The sequence below is a fragment of the Ligilactobacillus sp. ESL1201 genome (assembly GCF_058503265.1).
The window spans coordinates 1,804,773-1,822,787 of the sequence record NZ_CP196362.1; the positions used below are offsets into that span (position 1 = coordinate 1,804,773).

17 protein-coding genes are annotated in these 18,015 nt (G+C 40.5%); 4 read left to right on the forward strand and 13 right to left on the reverse strand.

The features are described from left to right. Positions 1-82: 82 nt before the first annotated feature. Positions 83-1,624 (reverse strand): MFS transporter, encoded by a 1,542-nt coding sequence (locus ACSYSK_RS08760; protein WP_491714755.1) that lies wholly within the window; start codon positions 1,622-1,624, stop codon positions 83-85. A 289-nt stretch (positions 1,625-1,913) separates the two neighbouring features. Continuing rightward, the gene (locus ACSYSK_RS08765) at positions 1,914-2,582 is read right to left on the reverse strand and encodes a GntR family transcriptional regulator (RefSeq protein ID WP_491714756.1); all 669 of its coding nucleotides are present in this window, start codon (positions 2,580-2,582) and stop codon (positions 1,914-1,916) included. A 177-nt stretch (positions 2,583-2,759) separates the two neighbouring features. Between ACSYSK_RS08765 and ACSYSK_RS08770 the strand changes: the two genes are divergently transcribed. The 3 genes from ACSYSK_RS08770 (at position 2,760) to ACSYSK_RS08780 (ending at position 6,681) form a co-directional block, all read left to right on the forward strand. Continuing rightward, the gene (locus ACSYSK_RS08770) at positions 2,760-4,391 is read left to right on the forward strand and encodes a mannitol dehydrogenase family protein (protein ID WP_491714757.1); all 1,632 of its coding nucleotides are present in this window, start codon (positions 2,760-2,762) and stop codon (positions 4,389-4,391) included. 24 nt (positions 4,392-4,415) lie between these two features. Then, positions 4,416-5,492: a mannonate dehydratase gene (uxuA, locus tag ACSYSK_RS08775; protein ID WP_491714758.1), complete on the forward strand. Its 1,077-nt coding sequence runs from the start codon at positions 4,416-4,418 to the stop codon at positions 5,490-5,492. Between the two features lie 511 nt (positions 5,493-6,003). After that, positions 6,004-6,681 (forward strand): C39 family peptidase, encoded by a 678-nt coding sequence (locus ACSYSK_RS08780; RefSeq protein WP_491714759.1) that lies wholly within the window; start codon positions 6,004-6,006, stop codon positions 6,679-6,681. 160 nt (positions 6,682-6,841) lie between these two features. Here the strand turns inward: ACSYSK_RS08780 and ACSYSK_RS08785 are convergent, their stop codons facing one another. The 9 genes from ACSYSK_RS08785 to ACSYSK_RS08825 all read right to left on the reverse strand — a co-directional run bounded on the left by ACSYSK_RS08785 (position 6,842) and on the right by ACSYSK_RS08825 (position 14,723). Further along, complete coding sequence (locus ACSYSK_RS08785) at positions 6,842-8,212, reverse strand: NAD-dependent succinate-semialdehyde dehydrogenase (RefSeq protein ID WP_491714760.1); 1,371 nt, start codon at positions 8,210-8,212, stop codon at positions 6,842-6,844. A gap of 113 nt (positions 8,213-8,325) precedes the next feature. After that, a complete protein-coding gene (locus ACSYSK_RS08790) occupies positions 8,326-8,970 on the reverse strand; it encodes a bifunctional 2-keto-4-hydroxyglutarate aldolase/2-keto-3-deoxy-6-phosphogluconate aldolase (RefSeq protein ID WP_491714761.1) in 645 nt (214 codons plus the stop codon). Positions 8,971-8,988: 18 nt separating this feature from the next. Then, on the reverse strand, positions 8,989-9,435 hold the full coding sequence (locus ACSYSK_RS08795) for a PTS sugar transporter subunit IIA (protein WP_491714762.1): 447 nt from the start codon (positions 9,433-9,435) through the stop codon (positions 8,989-8,991). 20 nt (positions 9,436-9,455) lie between these two features. Then, on the reverse strand, positions 9,456-10,337 hold the full coding sequence (locus tag ACSYSK_RS08800; protein WP_491714763.1) for a hypothetical protein: 882 nt from the start codon (positions 10,335-10,337) through the stop codon (positions 9,456-9,458). Between the two features lie 18 nt (positions 10,338-10,355). After that, positions 10,356-10,859 carry a PTS sugar transporter subunit IIB gene (locus tag ACSYSK_RS08805; protein ID WP_491714764.1) on the reverse strand — a complete coding sequence of 168 codons (504 nt, stop codon included), beginning with the start codon at positions 10,857-10,859 and terminating at the stop codon, positions 10,356-10,358. 36 nt (positions 10,860-10,895) lie between these two features. Then, positions 10,896-11,744, reverse strand: a complete 849-nt coding sequence (locus ACSYSK_RS08810; protein ID WP_491714765.1) for a PTS system mannose/fructose/sorbose family transporter subunit IID — start codon at positions 11,742-11,744, stop codon at positions 10,896-10,898. 19 nt (positions 11,745-11,763) lie between these two features. Next, a complete protein-coding gene (locus ACSYSK_RS08815; protein WP_491714766.1) occupies positions 11,764-12,576 on the reverse strand; it encodes a PTS mannose/fructose/sorbose/N-acetylgalactosamine transporter subunit IIC in 813 nt (270 codons plus the stop codon). Positions 12,577-12,614: 38 nt separating this feature from the next. After that, positions 12,615-13,721, reverse strand: coding sequence for an iron-containing alcohol dehydrogenase family protein (locus ACSYSK_RS08820; protein WP_491714767.1), 1,107 nt, complete (start codon positions 13,719-13,721; stop codon positions 12,615-12,617). A gap of 24 nt (positions 13,722-13,745) precedes the next feature. Next, the gene (locus ACSYSK_RS08825; protein ID WP_491714768.1) at positions 13,746-14,723 is read right to left on the reverse strand and encodes an NAD(P)-dependent oxidoreductase; all 978 of its coding nucleotides are present in this window, start codon (positions 14,721-14,723) and stop codon (positions 13,746-13,748) included. Between the two features lie 323 nt (positions 14,724-15,046). Between ACSYSK_RS08825 and ACSYSK_RS08830 the strand changes: the two genes are divergently transcribed. Beyond that, positions 15,047-15,934 carry a MurR/RpiR family transcriptional regulator gene (locus ACSYSK_RS08830; protein WP_491714769.1) on the forward strand — a complete coding sequence of 296 codons (888 nt, stop codon included), beginning with the start codon at positions 15,047-15,049 and terminating at the stop codon, positions 15,932-15,934. An 85-nt stretch (positions 15,935-16,019) separates the two neighbouring features. Here the strand turns inward: ACSYSK_RS08830 and ACSYSK_RS08835 are convergent, their stop codons facing one another. Together ACSYSK_RS08835 and ACSYSK_RS08840 are read right to left on the reverse strand one after the other, a co-directional pair. Continuing rightward, positions 16,020-17,168: a mannitol-1-phosphate 5-dehydrogenase gene (locus tag ACSYSK_RS08835; protein WP_491714770.1), complete on the reverse strand. Its 1,149-nt coding sequence runs from the start codon at positions 17,166-17,168 to the stop codon at positions 16,020-16,022. Between the two features lie 23 nt (positions 17,169-17,191). Continuing rightward, a complete protein-coding gene (locus ACSYSK_RS08840; RefSeq protein ID WP_491714771.1) occupies positions 17,192-18,004 on the reverse strand; it encodes an alpha/beta hydrolase in 813 nt (270 codons plus the stop codon). Positions 18,005-18,015 lie beyond the last annotated feature (11 nt).

Consider the following 18,015-nt stretch of genomic DNA (forward strand, 5'->3'; position numbering starts at 1 on the left):
TAAATATTAATTAAAAATGAAGCTGAAATAGAACTTGCTAATTCTTGATAGTCCCTGATCCCAACCCCATTTTAGTTAAAAATTAATTTTGTTTTTTCCAAGCATTTTCATAAGAAATACCTGTTAAATCTTTGACTGTCTTCTTAGTCAATTCAGTCGCGTCAGCTTTAGAACCACCATTACGTAATCGTGCAATTTCATCGGTAATGATTTCATGAGTATTTTTATTTAGTTTAAACGTCCAAGAAATTACCAAGGCAATTAAAATCAAACCTCCTGCACCAAACAAAAGGATATTAGCAATTGTATTTTGAGCTTGCATAGTTTGGTGTAAATTATTCTTAACAAAGCCATTACTATCAAGAATCATTCCCACAACGACCGTCGAAATAGCAACCGTCGACTTTCTAGCAAAGTTCATCAACGAAGCAAATGCTCCAGAATGACTTTCCGTAGTAATCATTTCATCTAAATCGGGAATAAATGGGAAAACATTCCATGGGGTAAATTCAAGCGTTGCTCGTGCTGATTGATAAATAAACGACATTACATAAATCACAATTATCATTGTACCAGCAATCTTGATGTCTGATTTGAATAGGAAGTAATAACCACCCAACATCACGATCATCGTAATGTAAGCAAAATTATACAAAAATTTAGGACCAAATTTGATCATTGCAGGTCCAGCAACTAAGGGAATTAAAACCCCTACAATTGATAACGACATTAAGTTAGCAGATAAAGTAGCAGTAGCACCTAAACAAAAGACGATGAAGTACGTAAATACAGTATTATAAACATCTTTTCCGGTAAACGAAAACAGATAAATACATAAATGTTGACGAAAAGCTTTGATTTTTAATGCGTCTACATAACCACCAAAAATATCCTTGGTCTTTTCCCACAAATTTCTGTGTTCTTCTGAGTTTCCTGCTTTAGCTTCCTTAGCTTCGGCTTCAACCTCACTAACAGGTTTCTCCCAGGTCGAAAAACTAGAGATAAACATCCCAGTTACAAAAATAATCGCAAAGATTAAACCATTGATAAAGAACGGAGCAGGGCTGTCCTGTCCTAAAATTTTAAACAATTGTCCGGGAATAAACGTTGCTAAAAAGGTCCCACCAGCTGAAATAAACATTCTAGTTGAAGATAACTTGGTCCTTTCGTTGTAGTCTTTCGTCATTTCTGTTGGTAATGTTTCCCACGGAATTAACAATAAACTAGAAAGTAAATCATATGCGCAGTAAACAACCATGTAATACCAGAAATTCATACTTGGAATCCAAATTGTTGCAAAAATTAGTAAAAATGGAGCACCAAAAGTTAGCCAAAAATGACGCCGGCCATACTTCTTGCCAAGACGTGTTCTATAAAAATTATCGGTAAACGCCCCAGCAAATAAACTAAGTACTGCGTCTAAAACTCGGGCGGTGGCCATAATTAAACCACCCTGAGTAGCAGACAACCCGCAAAAAGTGGTGAAGAAAAAAAGCAACCATGCACCCATGATCGTCATTCCGCCGCCACCAACAAAGTCATTGATTCCAAATCCTAATGAAGTCCATAACGTTATTTTACGTGGGGTATAAACCCGGTGAGAAATTTTTTCTGAAAGTTTCATACTTTTTCCCTTCTAAATTTTTCTATCTGTTTAATCAGTATCGACAACTAATTATTATTTTTAATTGATATATTAGTATATAAAACCGATTACATATTATATTAAAAAATAAACTTAGTCAACCTAAATTTACAAATAAAATTTAAATACAGTAGTAAAAATAGCCTCTAAAAATTGTGAATTTAATCATTTAATGTTTGAAATTACTTATTTTTATAGTAATTAAAAAGAGGTCGCAGCCAAATCAAAATGGCCCGATCTCTTCGAAAATCATTAAAAGTTTATTTTCCTATTCAAAATAATCCGGGTACTGCTTTACCAACTGCGGCTCTTCGTCTAACATTCTGTGCAGGTGCGCGGTGATCAGTTTGGTTGCCTGCGGTTCGTTTTTGGTTTCGACCGCGTTGACGATCGCCCGGTGTTCGTCGATCAGCGACTCCCACGAAAGATCAGCAACTTGCAGACGCAAAAAACGAAAACGATTCAGCGACATGTTGACGGTTTGCAGCCACGTCCACACCTGCTCGTGTCCCGTTGCTGTATAAAAATAGCGGTGAAAACAATCATCCTCGTCAAAAAATTTCTGCCTTTGACGGGGGCTTCTAGCAGCCAAACTTTGGCGTTCGATGATTTGTTTTAACATGACGTAATCATAATCCTTTAATTTCGTCACGGCTTCTTTGACGACCCTGACTTCCACACTTTCTCTCATAAAACGTGCATCCTTAGCCTTACTAAGACTAATTTTAGAAATATAAGTTCCCGATTGTGGGACCGAATTGATCAGGTCTTCTTGGCGTAACTGCAAGATCGATTCGCGAATAGGTGTACGCCCCACTTTTAGTTCCGTCCCCAGCTGCTTTTCCGAAATTTTTTGTCCCGGCTGATAGTCAAGAGTAATGATCCGATGTAAAATGACATCGTATACTTGATCCTTCATTGTAGTAATGATCGACATATTTGAACACTTCCACTTACAAATAATTAATTTCACTTAAATTAATGATACCCCATTTATTTGACATTCAACAAGTAAAAAAGACTTGACAACTAACTAGAATCCGGTTACATTAAAAGTGATATATTAGTATACAAAAACTACAAATAAACTCATTCACATTAAGGAGGCCTCGCGGTGGTTAAACTACTAGATAACTACCAAGAAAAGAAACAGGAATTCGCTGCCAGTGGCATTGAAGTACCCCAATATGATGCTACGCAAAGTACCAAAGAAGGACAGGAAAATCCTGTCTGGGTCCACTTCGGTGGTGGCAACCTCTTTCGCTGTTTTCACGCCGAAATTGCACAGGACCTATTAAATCAAGGTGAATTAAAAAGTGGAGTGATCGTCGCCGAAACCTATGATGACGGCGTGATCGACCAGATCTACCATCAGTACGATAACCGGATTTTAAGTGTAGTGATGAAAGCCGATGGCACTTTACAAAAGAAATTGCTTAACAGTGTTGCTGCTGCTTTGTATTTCAACCACGAAAATCAAGGCGATTGGGACAAGTTAACTAAGATCTTCACCAAGCCGTCGTTACAATTTGCGACTTTTTCGATCACTGAAAAGGGTTATGCTTTGACCGACATGGACGGTAACTTACTACCAGCCGCCAAAGCTGACATCGATAACGGTCCAGCTGCCCCTACCACTAATATGGGGACAATCGCCCACTTACTTTACGCTCGTTATCAAGCTGGTAAATTGCCGATTGCCATGGTTAGCACGGATAATTTCTCGCAAAACGGCTTAAAATTAGAAACCGAGATCTTGCGGATCGCTACTGGCTGGCAACAAAACGGTTTAGTCGATGATGGTTTTATCACCTACCTCAAAGATCCTAAACAAGTTGCGTTTCCGTGGAGCATGATCGACCGGATCACTCCTAACCCTTCTGAAACAGTAGCTGCTAAGCTAAAAGAACAGGGCTTTGAAGACACCGAGATCGTGCACACCACTAAACACACGAACATCGCACCGTTTGGCAATACCGAAGAAATTCACTATTTAGTAATCGAAGACAGCTTTCCTAACGGACGTCCAGCTTTGGAGAAAGCCGGTGTGATTTTGACTGACCGCGACACCGTTAATGATGCCGACCAAATGAAAGTCACTGCTTGCTTGAATCCACTACACACAGCATTGGCAATTTTCGGTAACCTGCTGGGCTTTACTTCGATCGCTGCCGAAGTAGTTGACCCAGACTTAAAAGCACTGATCAAAAATTTAGGTTATAATGAAGACCTACCGGTAGTCAAAGACCCTAAGATCATTAATCCTCAGCACTTTATTGACGAATTGATCGAACAACGGTTACCTAATAAAAATATTCCGGACACCCCACAACGGATCGCCAGTGATACTTCGCAAAAAATCCCGATCCGTTACGGTGTAACGATCCAACATTACGTCGACGATCCTGCACGTGACCCCCGCAACTTGGAGTTTATCCCCCTCGTTATCGCCGGTTGGTGCCGCTATTTGATGGGACTAGACGACGACGGTAACGAATTTAAGCAGAGTGCCGACCCACTGTTAGCTACGATGAAAGCATACGTCGCTGACGTGAAGTTCGGTGATACCGACGTTCATCAGGCTTTGCAACCAATTTTGACCAATCACAGTATCTTTGATAACGACTTGTATCAACTCGGCTTAGGTCCTAAGATCGAAAATTATTTTGTCCAGTTGATCGCAGGTCCTGGTGCCGTTCGCAAAACGATCCACCAGGCAATATTAGATCACGGTACTGAATTTTAACATGTTATAGGAGAGAAAACTTAAATGAAAAATATGGGATTTCGTTGGTTCGGTGACAACGACGATTCAATCAAACTACAAGATATCCGGCAAATTCCCGGAACAACTCAAGTAGTAGGTGCGTTGTTCGACGTTCCTGTCGGTGATGTTTGGCCTAAAGATAAGATCAAGGCGTTAAAAGACGAGGTCGAAGCTGCTGGCTTAAAACTAGAAGTGATCGAATCCGTTAACATTCACGACGACATTAAAATCGGTTTACCTTCACGCGACAAGTATATTGAAAATTACAAGCAAACGATCCGCAATCTAGCTGAATACGGCATCAAGGTCATCTGTTATAATTTTATGCCCATCTTTGATTGGTTCCGGACCAACTTGCATTATCAATTAGCCGACGGCTCGACAGACATGGCTTTTGAACATCGTTATGCAGACGACACACCAGAAAACATCATTAAATCCGTGCAGGATAATTCCAACGGCTTTGTTTTACCGGGGTGGGAACCAGAACGTTTGGCCGAGATCAAACATCTTTTTGAAATGTACCAAGACGTCGACACCGTCAAACTAACGGATAACTTAAAATACTTCCTAGATGCCATTATCCCGGTTTGCGAAGAGTGCGACGTGCGGATGGCTATGCATCCCGATGACCCGCCGCGTCCATTATTTGGCCTGCCGCGGATCTATAAGAACCGCGAGGACATGCTAACGATCGAACAGTTGCACGAATCTAAATACAACGCGTTTACCATTTGTACCGGCAGTTTAGGTGAAAATCCTGACAATGACGTCCCAGCTATTATCCGGGAATTCGTTGCTAAGGATCGCGCACCCTTTATTCATGCCCGTAATATCAAATTCATGAACAAGGAAGGCGATTTTCACGAATCAGCCCACCTGTCATCAGAAGGCTCACTTGATATGTACGAGATCATGAAAGCTCTTTACGATACAGATTTCGACGGTTATATCCGGCCGGATCATGGTCGTGACATTTGGGGCGAACAGGGACGCCCGGGCTACGGTTTGTACGACCGAGCACTGGGGATCACTTACCTCAACGGTTTGTGGGAAGCCATTCAAAAAGATCATAAATAACAAGCTGTGAAAGCTGGTGGTTAGACGCCGAGGATTAACCTAGCTGGAAAGTAAAGCCTGAACTTGGCTTTGCTTTTTAGCAAGTTAAACGTAAGCGGCTACCAGCTGGAGCGCAATTAAAACAAGCTGTGAGGCAAGCCGGGAAGCAGTCGTGGACTAAGTGGCACCGACAGACAAATCCTGTACCTAGATTTGGTTGTCGGTGTCCTTAGGACCTAGACTGCTGGCTTGACGAGCGTAATTATAACAAGCTGCGAAAGTTGGCGGTTAAATGGGACCTGAGACGAAAATAAATTTGCCTCAGGTCCTAATTGTTTCTCCGTAAATATGAATGGTCTGATCGTACTTTAGTTCCGTTTCAAAATAAAACCAAGTCCAACTAGATTAGCGCTCAACTACGACCGCTTTTTTTCACAACTCTATCTTAGTAAATTTATTTTCCAGAATACAAACAATCAGTTATAATAAACACATTATGAAAAAAATAAGACACACAATTTGGTGGCTACTCGTGTGCTTAGCTCTGCTAGGTTTTTGTTATTACCTGCTAGCCGCCAACAACGGATTACACAATCCCTTCACCTACCACCGGCAAGTTTTGCTCGACGTTCCCTACGAAAATCAATTACAAAATGACCCGCTCCAAAATGGCTGCGAGGTCACTTCGCTAGCGATGTTACTGCGTTATTACGGCTACGACGTGACCAAAAATGATTTAGCGGCTAAAATCGCCTACCAACCCTTTGATGTCGACGAAGATCACCATGGCGATCCGCGCAAGGGGTTTGTCGGTAACATTCGCTCCGGCTACTCGGCGATGGGTGTTTACGTGGAACCGATTAGTAAGTTGTGCAATCAACTCGTTAGTGATAAATATCAAGTTCACAGCGGCCGACACCTTAGTACACGCCAACTACAGGAATTACTCCACCATCAGCACCCCGTGTGGATCCTAACGACTTTGGATTTTCAACCCGTTAAAAAACAAAATATCCTGAAATGGCCGACCATAGATGGAACTATCGCTGTGACGCCCTTGATCCATGCGGTAGTGATCACCGGGATCGACCAGCAGTATTTTTACGTTAACGATCCGTTAAAATACAAAAACCGGCGGGTGCCAATCAATCAGTTACTGACATCTTTTAAGGACATGGACTCGCAGTACCTTTACTTGATGCCCAAATAAAATGTAAGTTGCACAGCAAAGAGATTTCGAGCACTAATCTATTACTTACAAACCAAAAAAGGTACCTGGGACAAAAAACTGTTTTGCCCTAGGTACCTTTAATATTCTTAATCGCGTTTACCCAACAGTCTAGCTCCTAAGTAGCTTGGCTCACAAACTGTTATTTATTCGGTTCAAATACCAAATGTTCATTAACAAAGGCCAACAAACCTAAGTCACTTAATTCACGCCCGTAGCCGGAATTTTTGACCCCGCCAAACGGAATTTCAGGTAACGAAGACCAGCCATCGTTAATAAATGACATACCTGTTTCGATTTGAGCAGCAACCTTTTGTGCGTGCTTGATATCACTCGAAAAAATCGTGTTCCCCAAACCATAACTTGAATCGTTAGCCAAGTCAATTGCTTCTTGCTCGGAATTAACGCAGTAAACCGAAGCAATTGGCCCAAACATTTCTTGGTTATAAACCGGGTTATCCTTCGTAATATTCGTCAAAATCGTTGGCTGGAAGAAAAATCCCGGTCCCTCGATTGGCTTGTTACCGTAAACTAATTTAGCACCGTGCTCGATCGCCGAATCGACTTGCTGTTGCAATTTTTCTTGCGCACTCTTAGATGACAACGGCGCTACGACCGTATCTTCAGCCATCGGGTCACCAACTTTAGCCTGAGAAAAGGCCTCCGTCAACATTTGCAAGAATTCTTCGTACTTGTCTGCCATCACGATGAAACGCTTGGACGACGTGCAAACCTGCCCCGCATTGTATAACCGCGCACCAGGTGCCACTTTTTTGACTTCATCCCAGTCGGCATCATCCAAAATAATGAAAGCATCGTTTCCGCCTAGCTCCAAGGTCGATTTCTTCAAAGCATCGCCAGCTTCTCTAGCTACCGACGCACCGCCACGTTCCGAGCCAGTCAAGCACACACCAGCTACCCGTGGATCGTGGATCGCCTGGGAAACTTGGTCGTAGTTGATAAATAAGTTGGTCAAAGCTCCTTTAGGTGCCCCAGCGGCCACCACTAAATCGGCAAATTTCTGCGCAGAAGTCGGGCAGATCGAAGCGTGTTTTAAGATCATCGGGTTACCGACGATCATGTTAGGAGCAAAAACACGCACAACTTGGTAAAGCGGGAAATTCCACGGTTCTACCGCCACGATCACGCCCGTTGCCTGTTTGAGGTAATAAGCCTTACCAGCAGCGCTCTTCAACTGACGTGGTTGCATGAGCTCTTCACCGTGTTGAGCGTAATAATCGACGATCGTTGCACACAGCTCAACTTCACCGCGTGCCTCTGTCAATAATTTGCCCATGTCATAGGTCATCGCTTTAGCTAGATCCTCTTCGTTAGCGCGAATGGCCTGTGCAATCTTAGCTAACAGCTCTGCTCGCTGTGCCACTGGCTGTTTACGCCAAGTTTGGTAAAGTTCATGGCCAGTTGCCAAAGCCTCTTCTAAGTCTGCGTCTGTTGCATCATCGTATTTCTTTAACACTTCACCCGTATACGGGTAAGTAGTTTGATATGACATATTTGGAACCCCTTTCTGTTACCCTCTTATTATACTACTATTCAAAAAGTGCTCCTAATAATTTAAACATTATTAGGAACACTCGTTATCGCTTTTTTAACTAAATCGATTCGTTACTTCTGGCATTCAGTTAACTTTTGCCTAAACTCTTGAGCTTTCAGTTTAACACTAGCTTCTCCGCTTTTTTCATAATCCACAGCAATTGAACCACCGATTCCGACAGCCCACGCCTTTTTAGCCACCCACTCAGCTAAATTATCAATATTAACGCCACCTGTAGGCATCATTTCAACTTGAGGCATTGGACCGTGAATCGCACTGATAAACGAAGAAGTTAACACAGCTCCCGGAAAAATTTTAACAACATTACAGCCTAATTCCAATGCCTTTTGAATCTCAGTAGGAGTAGCGCAACCGGGAACGTAAGGAATATCATAAAAATTACACAACTTAGCGATTTCTTCTACTAAAGTAGGAGAAACGATAAATTTGGCACCACTCAAAATTGCAATTCGTGCGGAACTAACATCAAAAACTGTTCCGGCACCGATCACAATATCATCATTATCCTCCGTATCTTTAGTTAATTTGCTAATCACTTCTTGAATATTAGGCGTAGAAAAAGTTACTTCTATATTGTAAATTCCTCCCTGATACGCTCCCGTCGCAATCTCAATACCAGCCGTTGCCGAAGACCCACGTACCACTGCAAATAAATAATTTTCGTGTAACTTATTTAGCAACTCGTATTTTTTCATTAAATACTACCTCCTATACTAAAATTCATCTTCATCTATCAAATTATCATCTGCATCAGCAATCGACCATTGATCGATCCCTGTTTGTCCTTGCTGCTGAATTTGTGTAACGGCCGTAACAGAATCACTACCAAGCATCTGCTGATTAACTGCTTCAATTAACATTGGCAAATTGATTCCTGACAGGAGGAACACTTTCTTTTTTAGCACTACGTCTAAACGTGAAACTGCAAGTACACTTTGGTTATACGGACTTGCCCCTGGTAAATCAGTTAAAACTATAACCCCCTGCTCTTGACTAACTTCACCAATTGCAGTTTCAATCTTAGTTCCTAATTGCTCAACATCATCGCTCAATTGCAAACTAACGGTCCTCACATTATCAACATTACCAATGATCACGTTAGCTGCATCCAGGATACCCGCAGCCATATTTCCGTGTGTTACTATTACTAATCCTAACATTCAGTCATCCCCTAACTCGGTCAATTCATTGCGTATTTGCAAAAGTCGTTCAGATTGTTAAAGTTGACTTTACTACCGCTAGTCTTGTTTTTAGCTAATAGTAAATTTTCTTGATCTTGACTGTACTCAGCGCTGAGCCAAAAAACGACCTTTTTCCCGGTTGCTTTTTTAATAATATTACTAAAAGCAACACTATTTTTTCCTTTCTCATCAGTCACGACCATTTTTTGTAACGGAGCATCGGCACCAATATTTTCCCCCACAATTATTTGCGCATTAGTCCTTTTCTTCAGTAGCTGTAACAAACCAGCTCCGTTAGTACACCCAGCGTCAAGTAACGCGAAAGCTACTTCTTTATTATTCACATATTTCTTAGCTAAACTTAAAATGGTTAGTACAGAAGCCGTACTCTTTTTTAAATTTCTTCTAGTAGGCCAACCTTTCGTGATTTTGCCAAAAAAGTAGAAATATAGTAGCAATAACATGAACAACAACAAGGATTTAACCGAAAGCAACGGATTGCTTTTAAAAATTGGCAACGCACCATACACAAAAAGCAATATCCCTCCGATCAAATATGGAATTGCGCTAAGCAAAATAAGCAACAACTGATTTTTTTGTGCGTGTTTTCGGTCAAAATACTTATACGTCAACAATTGAATGGCCGCTGTATCATAATTAGTACAAATTACTCTTTTAGCTTGCCGCAGATTACCAATGTACAAGTTATGATAAAGGTTGGAATGTAATTTAAATTCATCAATTTTCATATCCATCCTGAAAGCCTTAACATCAGAAACTATCGCCTTTAAAAATTTGATTTTTTGTTTATCCGTGTAACGACGAGAAAATATTGTTCCATAACGAAACAGCCAGTCTTTAAAATCTCTATCTGGTAACATCTTCTCACCTTCCTGCTACTACAAATTGAATTTTTTCAAAATTTCGTCTAATTTAGCTGACGGGGCGGCAGGAGTCGTTTGAAAATAAATATCTGTCACTCCGTAGTCTTGCTGCAGTTCTTTTAGTTTAAGCAGATCTTCCCGGTTTAAAAATACCGCTTTAGTAACCTGAATATCGTCTTCAGTTTGCTTAGACGTCCCACCAATATTTAGTTTATCAAATTTGATCCCGTGTTTTGCTAAACGGTAAAATACCCCAACAGTTTTAGCGATCATAATGCAGTTATATTCTTTAAAATCAAATTCGTCCCAATAATACTTACACTTTTCTTCAGTCATGGTGATCGTTTTTTTACCCGTTCTCGAGCCGGCAGATTTATATAATTTTTTCATATATTTATCCTTAGCCACAGTATCATCTACAACAAAAATCGAATTAACGCCCGGACGTTGGGTTAAAGTGATCATTACCTGACCGTGAATCAATCGCTGATCTACTCGCGCTAAATTAACAACTCCCATTTTGATTCCTCCCCGTTTGATAAAAAATCAGTCTATTTATAAAATGCGTAATGCACCTAAAATTATCAGGATCAATGTTAGCCATAGCAATGCTTGGGTGACTTTTAATCCCTTCTTTTGGAAGTAAAAATATAATCCGCCCACGACTATCAGAGGTAAGATTCCCGGGAGTATTTTGTCAAGAATACCTTGTAACGCAAACTTATTACCAGAAATGGCAAATTTGAGTGGCGAACTAACCTTGATATAAGAAGCGGCTAGAATCCCCATCATAAACATCCCCAAAATTGATAATAGATCGATCGCATTTTGGACCCCCGCACTCGCTAATAAACTAGTAGCATTTCTCCCCAATCTAAAAGCCTGTTGGGCAAAAAAGATACCAATCAACAATTGATATAACGCAAAACAGATAAACGGGAATAAAGCACCAATTGCAGAACCTGATTTGGCCCAAGGCAAAGCAATAGCGATAAAAATATACTGAATAGTACCGGAGTCGATCGAATCCCCGATTCCTGCTAAGGCCCCCATCAATCCGGCCTTAGTGTTATACATCAAATCATCAGTAACTGTAATTTCTTCTCCTTCATATTCCTGTCGTGCTCTTTCTTGTTCTAGGGAAGCCATTAATCCCGTAATAACTCCCCCGCCCCATGCTAACTGCGTATTAAAAAATAATACCTGCCTTTGATACGCCTTGATCAACTCGTCTTTTCCCTTATATAATTTTCTGAGGACTGGCATCATAGCCCACAGTAAGGAATCAGCGATATATCTTTCAAATGAGTGGGGGATCTCATTGACAAAATAAAAACGAATATACGACATCGTAATATCTCTTTTAGTTAATTTTTCTGGTTTATTATCCTGTGTTTTTTCCATTTTCGCTTAACCCCCTCAGTTAAAAGTCGTCATCGTCGTCCATATCAGCATCTGCAGTCTGCGCATTATTAGACCCGTTTCCTCTTGCTAATACAAAGATAAAGGCGATCAACGTTCCTAAAATAGCGTAAGTTACCATGGTAATATTTAATTTGCCAAAAATAACATCCATAAAATATGCTAATAAGAAAAAGGTAATGTACTGTTTTTTACCAATTACATAAACGGTGACTGCGAGTCCAATCGCAACTAAACCTCCGCCTAATACATTCAGTATATGGAAAACTAAGGTTCCTTCTAATCCGGCAACAAACGCTGCAACGACTGGTGCTCCAACGTAAAGAGCGACAAAAACCAACGGTACGAAAATTAAAAATGCAATTAAAACTGGTGTCCATATAACATGAAGGGTAATTTTACGTTCGTTTCCTTGGGCAATAGCTTTATCAACGAACTTTTCATTAAAGGAATTCAAAAAGAATCTAAATTGGTAGAGATATGTTCCTAATAGACCAACGGGGACGGCAACGGCAATCGCAGCGTTAGGACTTGTATGTCCTAATAACGCAACGGGGACGGCAACGGCTGCGGCAATAGCCGGTTCATAAGGCATCGTGCCGCCGGGAGCAAAAGCCCCCATATAAATCAACTGGATGGCAGCGGTTACCTCCATTGCATTTTTAACATCACCCATCACTAAGCCAACAACTAAACCTGTCATTAACGGCGAAAAACGTAACGTTACCGTCGCACCGCCAAACATAAAACGAGATTCAACCGCGGCGATCCAAAGCGCAATTATTAAGCTTTGCCATATAGAAAGCGTATTCATTTTATCGTAGACCCCCTTTATTTTTTACTCGTCATCAACTACCTATTTTCCATGTACTTTTCTAAATCAAACATCGTATTCCGCAAAACTTGTTCGTCGATCTTAAAGGGTAAGATGTGAATTTTTTCTTTGCTATTAGCCAATTTAACTACTTCCGTTATCTGCTGATCATCTAGCGGCCAAACACCCATATCAGTTAATGACATTGGTAATTTAAATTGTTGATAAAATGGGACCAGTTGATCAATAACGTCCCATTTTTTCTCGAGTGCCAGCTGGAAGAATATCCCGTACGCCACTTTTTCTCCGTGTAAATATTGATGTAAACTAGGTAAACACGCAGAAAGGGCATCGTGCATGGTATGAGCCGCTGTGTTACGGGTATACTTATCACCAAATCCACCTACCATCCCCGCAATTGCAATTACTATTTCGGAAACATGTACGAATCCCGGGCTCAATTTAGCTTGTTGCATATCGGTAACGGCAATTTTAGCCTCATTCAAGATTTTTTCCTTACACATTAGAGCACTATAGTAAGCCATCTTGATCATTGGTTCATTTTTGTATTGATCCTCTTTTAAAATCACTTCTGACTCGTACCATTTTGCCAGTGTATCCGCTATCCCCGCTATAAAATAATTGACCGGCGCATCGATCACGATTCGTGGATCAGCCACGAGAAATGCCGCTTGCCTTTTAAGGTGGACCGTTTTTCCTTCCGCCAAACCGTTATCCTTATACATTACAGCTAATGGCGTCCACGGCGCACAATTACTTGCTAAGGTTGGAACTGTTCCAAAATCAACTTGTGCTAAAGATGCCGTGTACAAAGCTAAGTCACATAACTTACCACCACCGACTCCAATAATAAAATCGATCTTTTTTTCTGCACAAATTTGTGCTATCCGCTGACCTTCGTTGAAGCTACATTCACCGTGATATTTTTCATAAAAGACCGTCACATCCGTATCATTTTCCAGCGATTTTAAATAAGGCTTTGCTTTATCCCACGAAACTGTTCCGTGAATCACAAGCACATTATGTGCGTTATGTTCTTTTAATAACTCAGGAATAAAATCTAATGCTCCCTGACTATAGCTATAAAATTCCGGGCCAACTTTTACTTGTAACTTGTCAATCATGATGATCCTCCTTAACTATTAGATTTAAGCAATTGTTCGTACTGGTTTTTTACCATTGATGACATCAACTATATCCTGATAGCACTTGTCATCCATTCCCCCTAAACATTCACTGGTGTAAGCAGAAGTATGTGTCGTAATAATCACATTAGGAAATGCCAAAAGTGGTTGGTCTTTAGCAGGTGGCTCTTTTTCAAGCACATCGGTTCCATAGCCCGCAACTTTACCACTTTCCAAAGCAGTACACAGTGCATGCTCGTCAATTAAAGCTCCCCGCGCTGCATTAGAAATAAAAACTCCATCTTTCATGGCAGCAAATTCAGTTTTCCCCAGCATGTGCATGCTACTATCATTCAAATCTGCTGCTAAACAAATGATGTCTGCACTTTTAACAACTTCAGCCAAAGTTGCTTTAATACCGCCAAAGCTAGCAATTTCTAGTTCGGTTTTATTAGGGTCACAGCCTAGAACTTGACACCGAAAACCATAATTAAAAATTTCAACTAAGCGACTGCCGACATTGCCTACTCCGATCACTCCAACCGTTTTGCCACTTAAATTTTTTCCGACAAATTTTGCTCGTTCGTTCCACTTTCCATCATGAGTAGCGCTATTCGATTGCAATGTTTGTCTCATTACCGCCAACAGATTAGCAAGATGATTTTCTGCAACTGCATCTCTTTCAACTAACGGAGGGACTAAAGAAATCACAGTTTGATGTTGTTTAGCTGCCTCCAAATCAATGTTGTTGTAGCCAATTCCGTGCCTTGAGAGCAAGTAAAGCTGATCTTTGTGAGCAAAAAATTCTTTAGTGAAAAAAGGAGTAACACCCGAAGCAATCATGTTAAATCCATGAAGTTGTTCAGCAAGTTCCACTCCAGCAATATCACTAGCGAAATTGAATTTTTTAACCTCCTTTACCTGTTCAATGGCCAGCAACTTATTACGAAATTCTTCCCCTAAACTGCTTGAATTTACGATTGCCACCCTAATATCGTTCATGTCATCATTTCCTTTGAAAAATATTTTTATTTTATTACCGGTAACAATTTGATAATAACAAAAATATTTTATTTTGTAAACGCTTTATATAAAATAATAAAAATATTTTTTTAAAAAGATGACAGAAAAATCTAATATTTCCTACATAAATGCCGCAGTTAAGCTGTTTCTTTAATTTGTTTTCATCAAATATTGTCTATCATAATTTTTGATGTTAAACTGAATTCAACTTTACTCTAACATTTTTTTGCGTAATAATTTTATTAATAGCGCTTCATTACAATTAATGTTTCACAAATACACTCAATGGAGGAGTAGCAAACATGGCTTTTGGATATTTAGATTCGCTAATAAAAAGAAAAATGACCATTCAAAGTCAAACTGACAAAAAAATATCGGCCTATTTTAAAAAGGCTGGAAAAGCCGTCATCAACTCTACAATTACTGATTTAGCAGAAGAAATAGGGGTTTCAACCGCAAGTATATATACTTATGTCAAAAAATTAGGCTTCAATGGTTTCAAGGACTTTAAAACCAATATTACTTCTCACGTTTACAACACAGAAAGTTTAGACAACGTCACCGTTTTAAATGAGATTTCTCCCGCCAGCCCTCCCAAGGAAATTGCTAATAAAATAATCGAGTATCATATCAGTCTGATCAAAGAGTTAGAATTATTCATTGATGAAAAAAAATTGATTCGAACTTTAGACCTGATGAAAAAAGCAAAAACTCTTCATTTTTTTGGACAAGGTGGCTCATCGATCTTAGCTTTCGACGCCTACCATAAATTTATTCGTACTAGATTTAAATGTAACTATATTTTTGATTATCATTTACAATTAAGCTATTCAACTAAGCTGGATGAAAACGACGTCGTTTTACTTTTTTCCCATTCAGGATCTACCATAGAAATCATTAGAATCGCCCAGATCCTTAAAGAAAAAGGAATTCACACAATTTCTTTTACGGGCAGTCCTAATTCAAAATTGGAAGATTTATCGGACATTACGTACATTTTGTATACGGAAGAAGTTGCGTTAGGGTTAGAATCATTGGGGGCTGAAACACTATATTCAATTTTAATTGATATTTTATGGGTAAATTTAACTTATGATAATGAAGAAAAGAATAAAGAAGTCGTTACTAATATCAGAAAAGCGTTAGCGTTAAGTAAACCGCACTTCAGATCTAACAAAAAGCCACACTAAAAAATAAGAGGACTGAGATAAAAAATTTTATTCCAGTCCTCTTATTAGAATGATTATGTGCTAAAAAACACCAATTTGTCCGCTATTATTTCTTAAATTCCTTACTGATCTGTCCGGCTAATTGTGTTACTAAATCTTCGTCTTTGAGTCCCGTCGTTTCCTGCACGACTTCAGCGAACTTAGCTTGGATCATCTGCTGTAACTTGACGCTTTCGTCGTCCGTCGGCACGTCAAATTGATAAATCTTAGCGGCTGTTTCCAGCAGCTTCTCGTAGCTCAATCCCCGTTCCTTAGCCTCGCGGATCGGGCGAATGAAACGTTCGTCGAAGCCCAATTTGCGGATCGGTGTCCGGCCGACGCGGGCAATCGTGTCTGAGATATAGGTATTTTCAAAACGGCTGATGATCTTTTGCTGGTAAGCTTCGTGGTCGGCCCGTTTGAAATGCCACTTAGCGATCAGTAGGTCGCCCGTTTCTTTAAGGACGCCCTTGAGTTGGGCGAGCACCTTTTCGTCTTTGATGGCATCACCGATGCTGTCGTAGCCCAGCGTTTTGCCGGTGTAAGCGACGGTGGCGTGGCCCGTGTTAACGGAAAACAGCTTGCGTTCGATGTATGGTTCCAAATCCGGGGCGTAGTCCACGCCTTTGAGTTTCAGTTCCGGCCGGGCCATCTGCGATTCGTCCACGATCCATTCCTTGAACGGTTCGACGGCGACCATCAACGGGTCGTCGTGTTTTTGCAGCGGCACGATCCGGTCGACGGCGGCGTTGGGGAAGCCGACAAATTCATCGACGTAAGCCTTGGCTGCGGCATCTAAATGTTCGTAAACCGATTTTTTCAAACTTTGCGAGCCGCCGATCATATTTTCACAGGCGATCACGTCGAGCTTTTGTTGGTTACCGGCTTCTTTGCGGGCAACCAAACCCTGCGCGATCAACGGTGCGATCAGCTTCAAGATCTTAGGACCGATCGCGGTGGTGACCAAATCGGCCTGCGCAATCGCTGCGACCACTTTTTCCGGTTCCTTGGCGTTGTTGATGCCGGCGACGTTATGCACCTGGATCTTTTCTTGCCCCGCGGCGGCGAGTTCGATCTCGTATTCGTGGCGCTTGTTTAACTCGTCAATGATCGTTTCGTTGACGTCGACAAAATCAATACTAAAATCGTTGGCGGCTAAGGTCTCGCCGATAAATCCCCGGCCAATGTTACCCGCACCAAAATGAACTGCTTTCATTGTTTTTCTAACCTCTCCTATCTTTAAAAATTTTTAGCTACCCATTCGGCAAATAAATCTGGCCAAATAGCCACCTCCTCATTATTATCTATTTCTTCATGACTAGTTTCTCTAGTAGCTAAACTGATACCATGTCTACCGGTGGAAAAAATATGCAATGCAAAGGAAACACCATTTTTTCTTAAAGCTTGTGCAAATAATAAACTGTTTTCTACCGGAACTTGGGGATCCGACATCGTATGCCAAATAAAAGTAGGGGGCATTTTAGAATTAACTCTTTGTTCCAAGGATAACTTTTCTTTTAAAGTCAAGTATTGATCTCCTAGCAACGTTTTCAAAGATTTCAAATGTGCGTATTGACCACTAGTCAAAACCGCATACCCCAGCATTAACCCGTTGGGTTTCCATTTTTGGCTGTCTTGGCCTAAGTAATCTTTTATTAAATTATCATCCCAAAAAACACCTAGACTTGCTGCTAAATTTCCACCTGCAGAAAAACCAGCAACAATAATTTTATCCGCAGCTATCATCCACTTTTTAGCGCTATTCCTAATAATCTTTACAGCAGATGCTAGTTCTAATAAAGATTGAGGGAATTTACCCTTTTCAACGCTATACCGTAAAATAAAAGCATGAAAGCCGTAACTGTTCATTTTAATTGCTACTGCTTCTGTTTCCCTTTCGGTAAGATAACGATAACTCCCACCTGGGCAAATTAAAATAGCTGGCCTCTCACGAAATTCATCAATTTCAACATAATTTTCTAAGATATAAGTTGTTAACGTCGCATTTCCTTCCCATTTTGGGACATTAACATCAATTACCCGATGAATCAATTTTCTTCCTC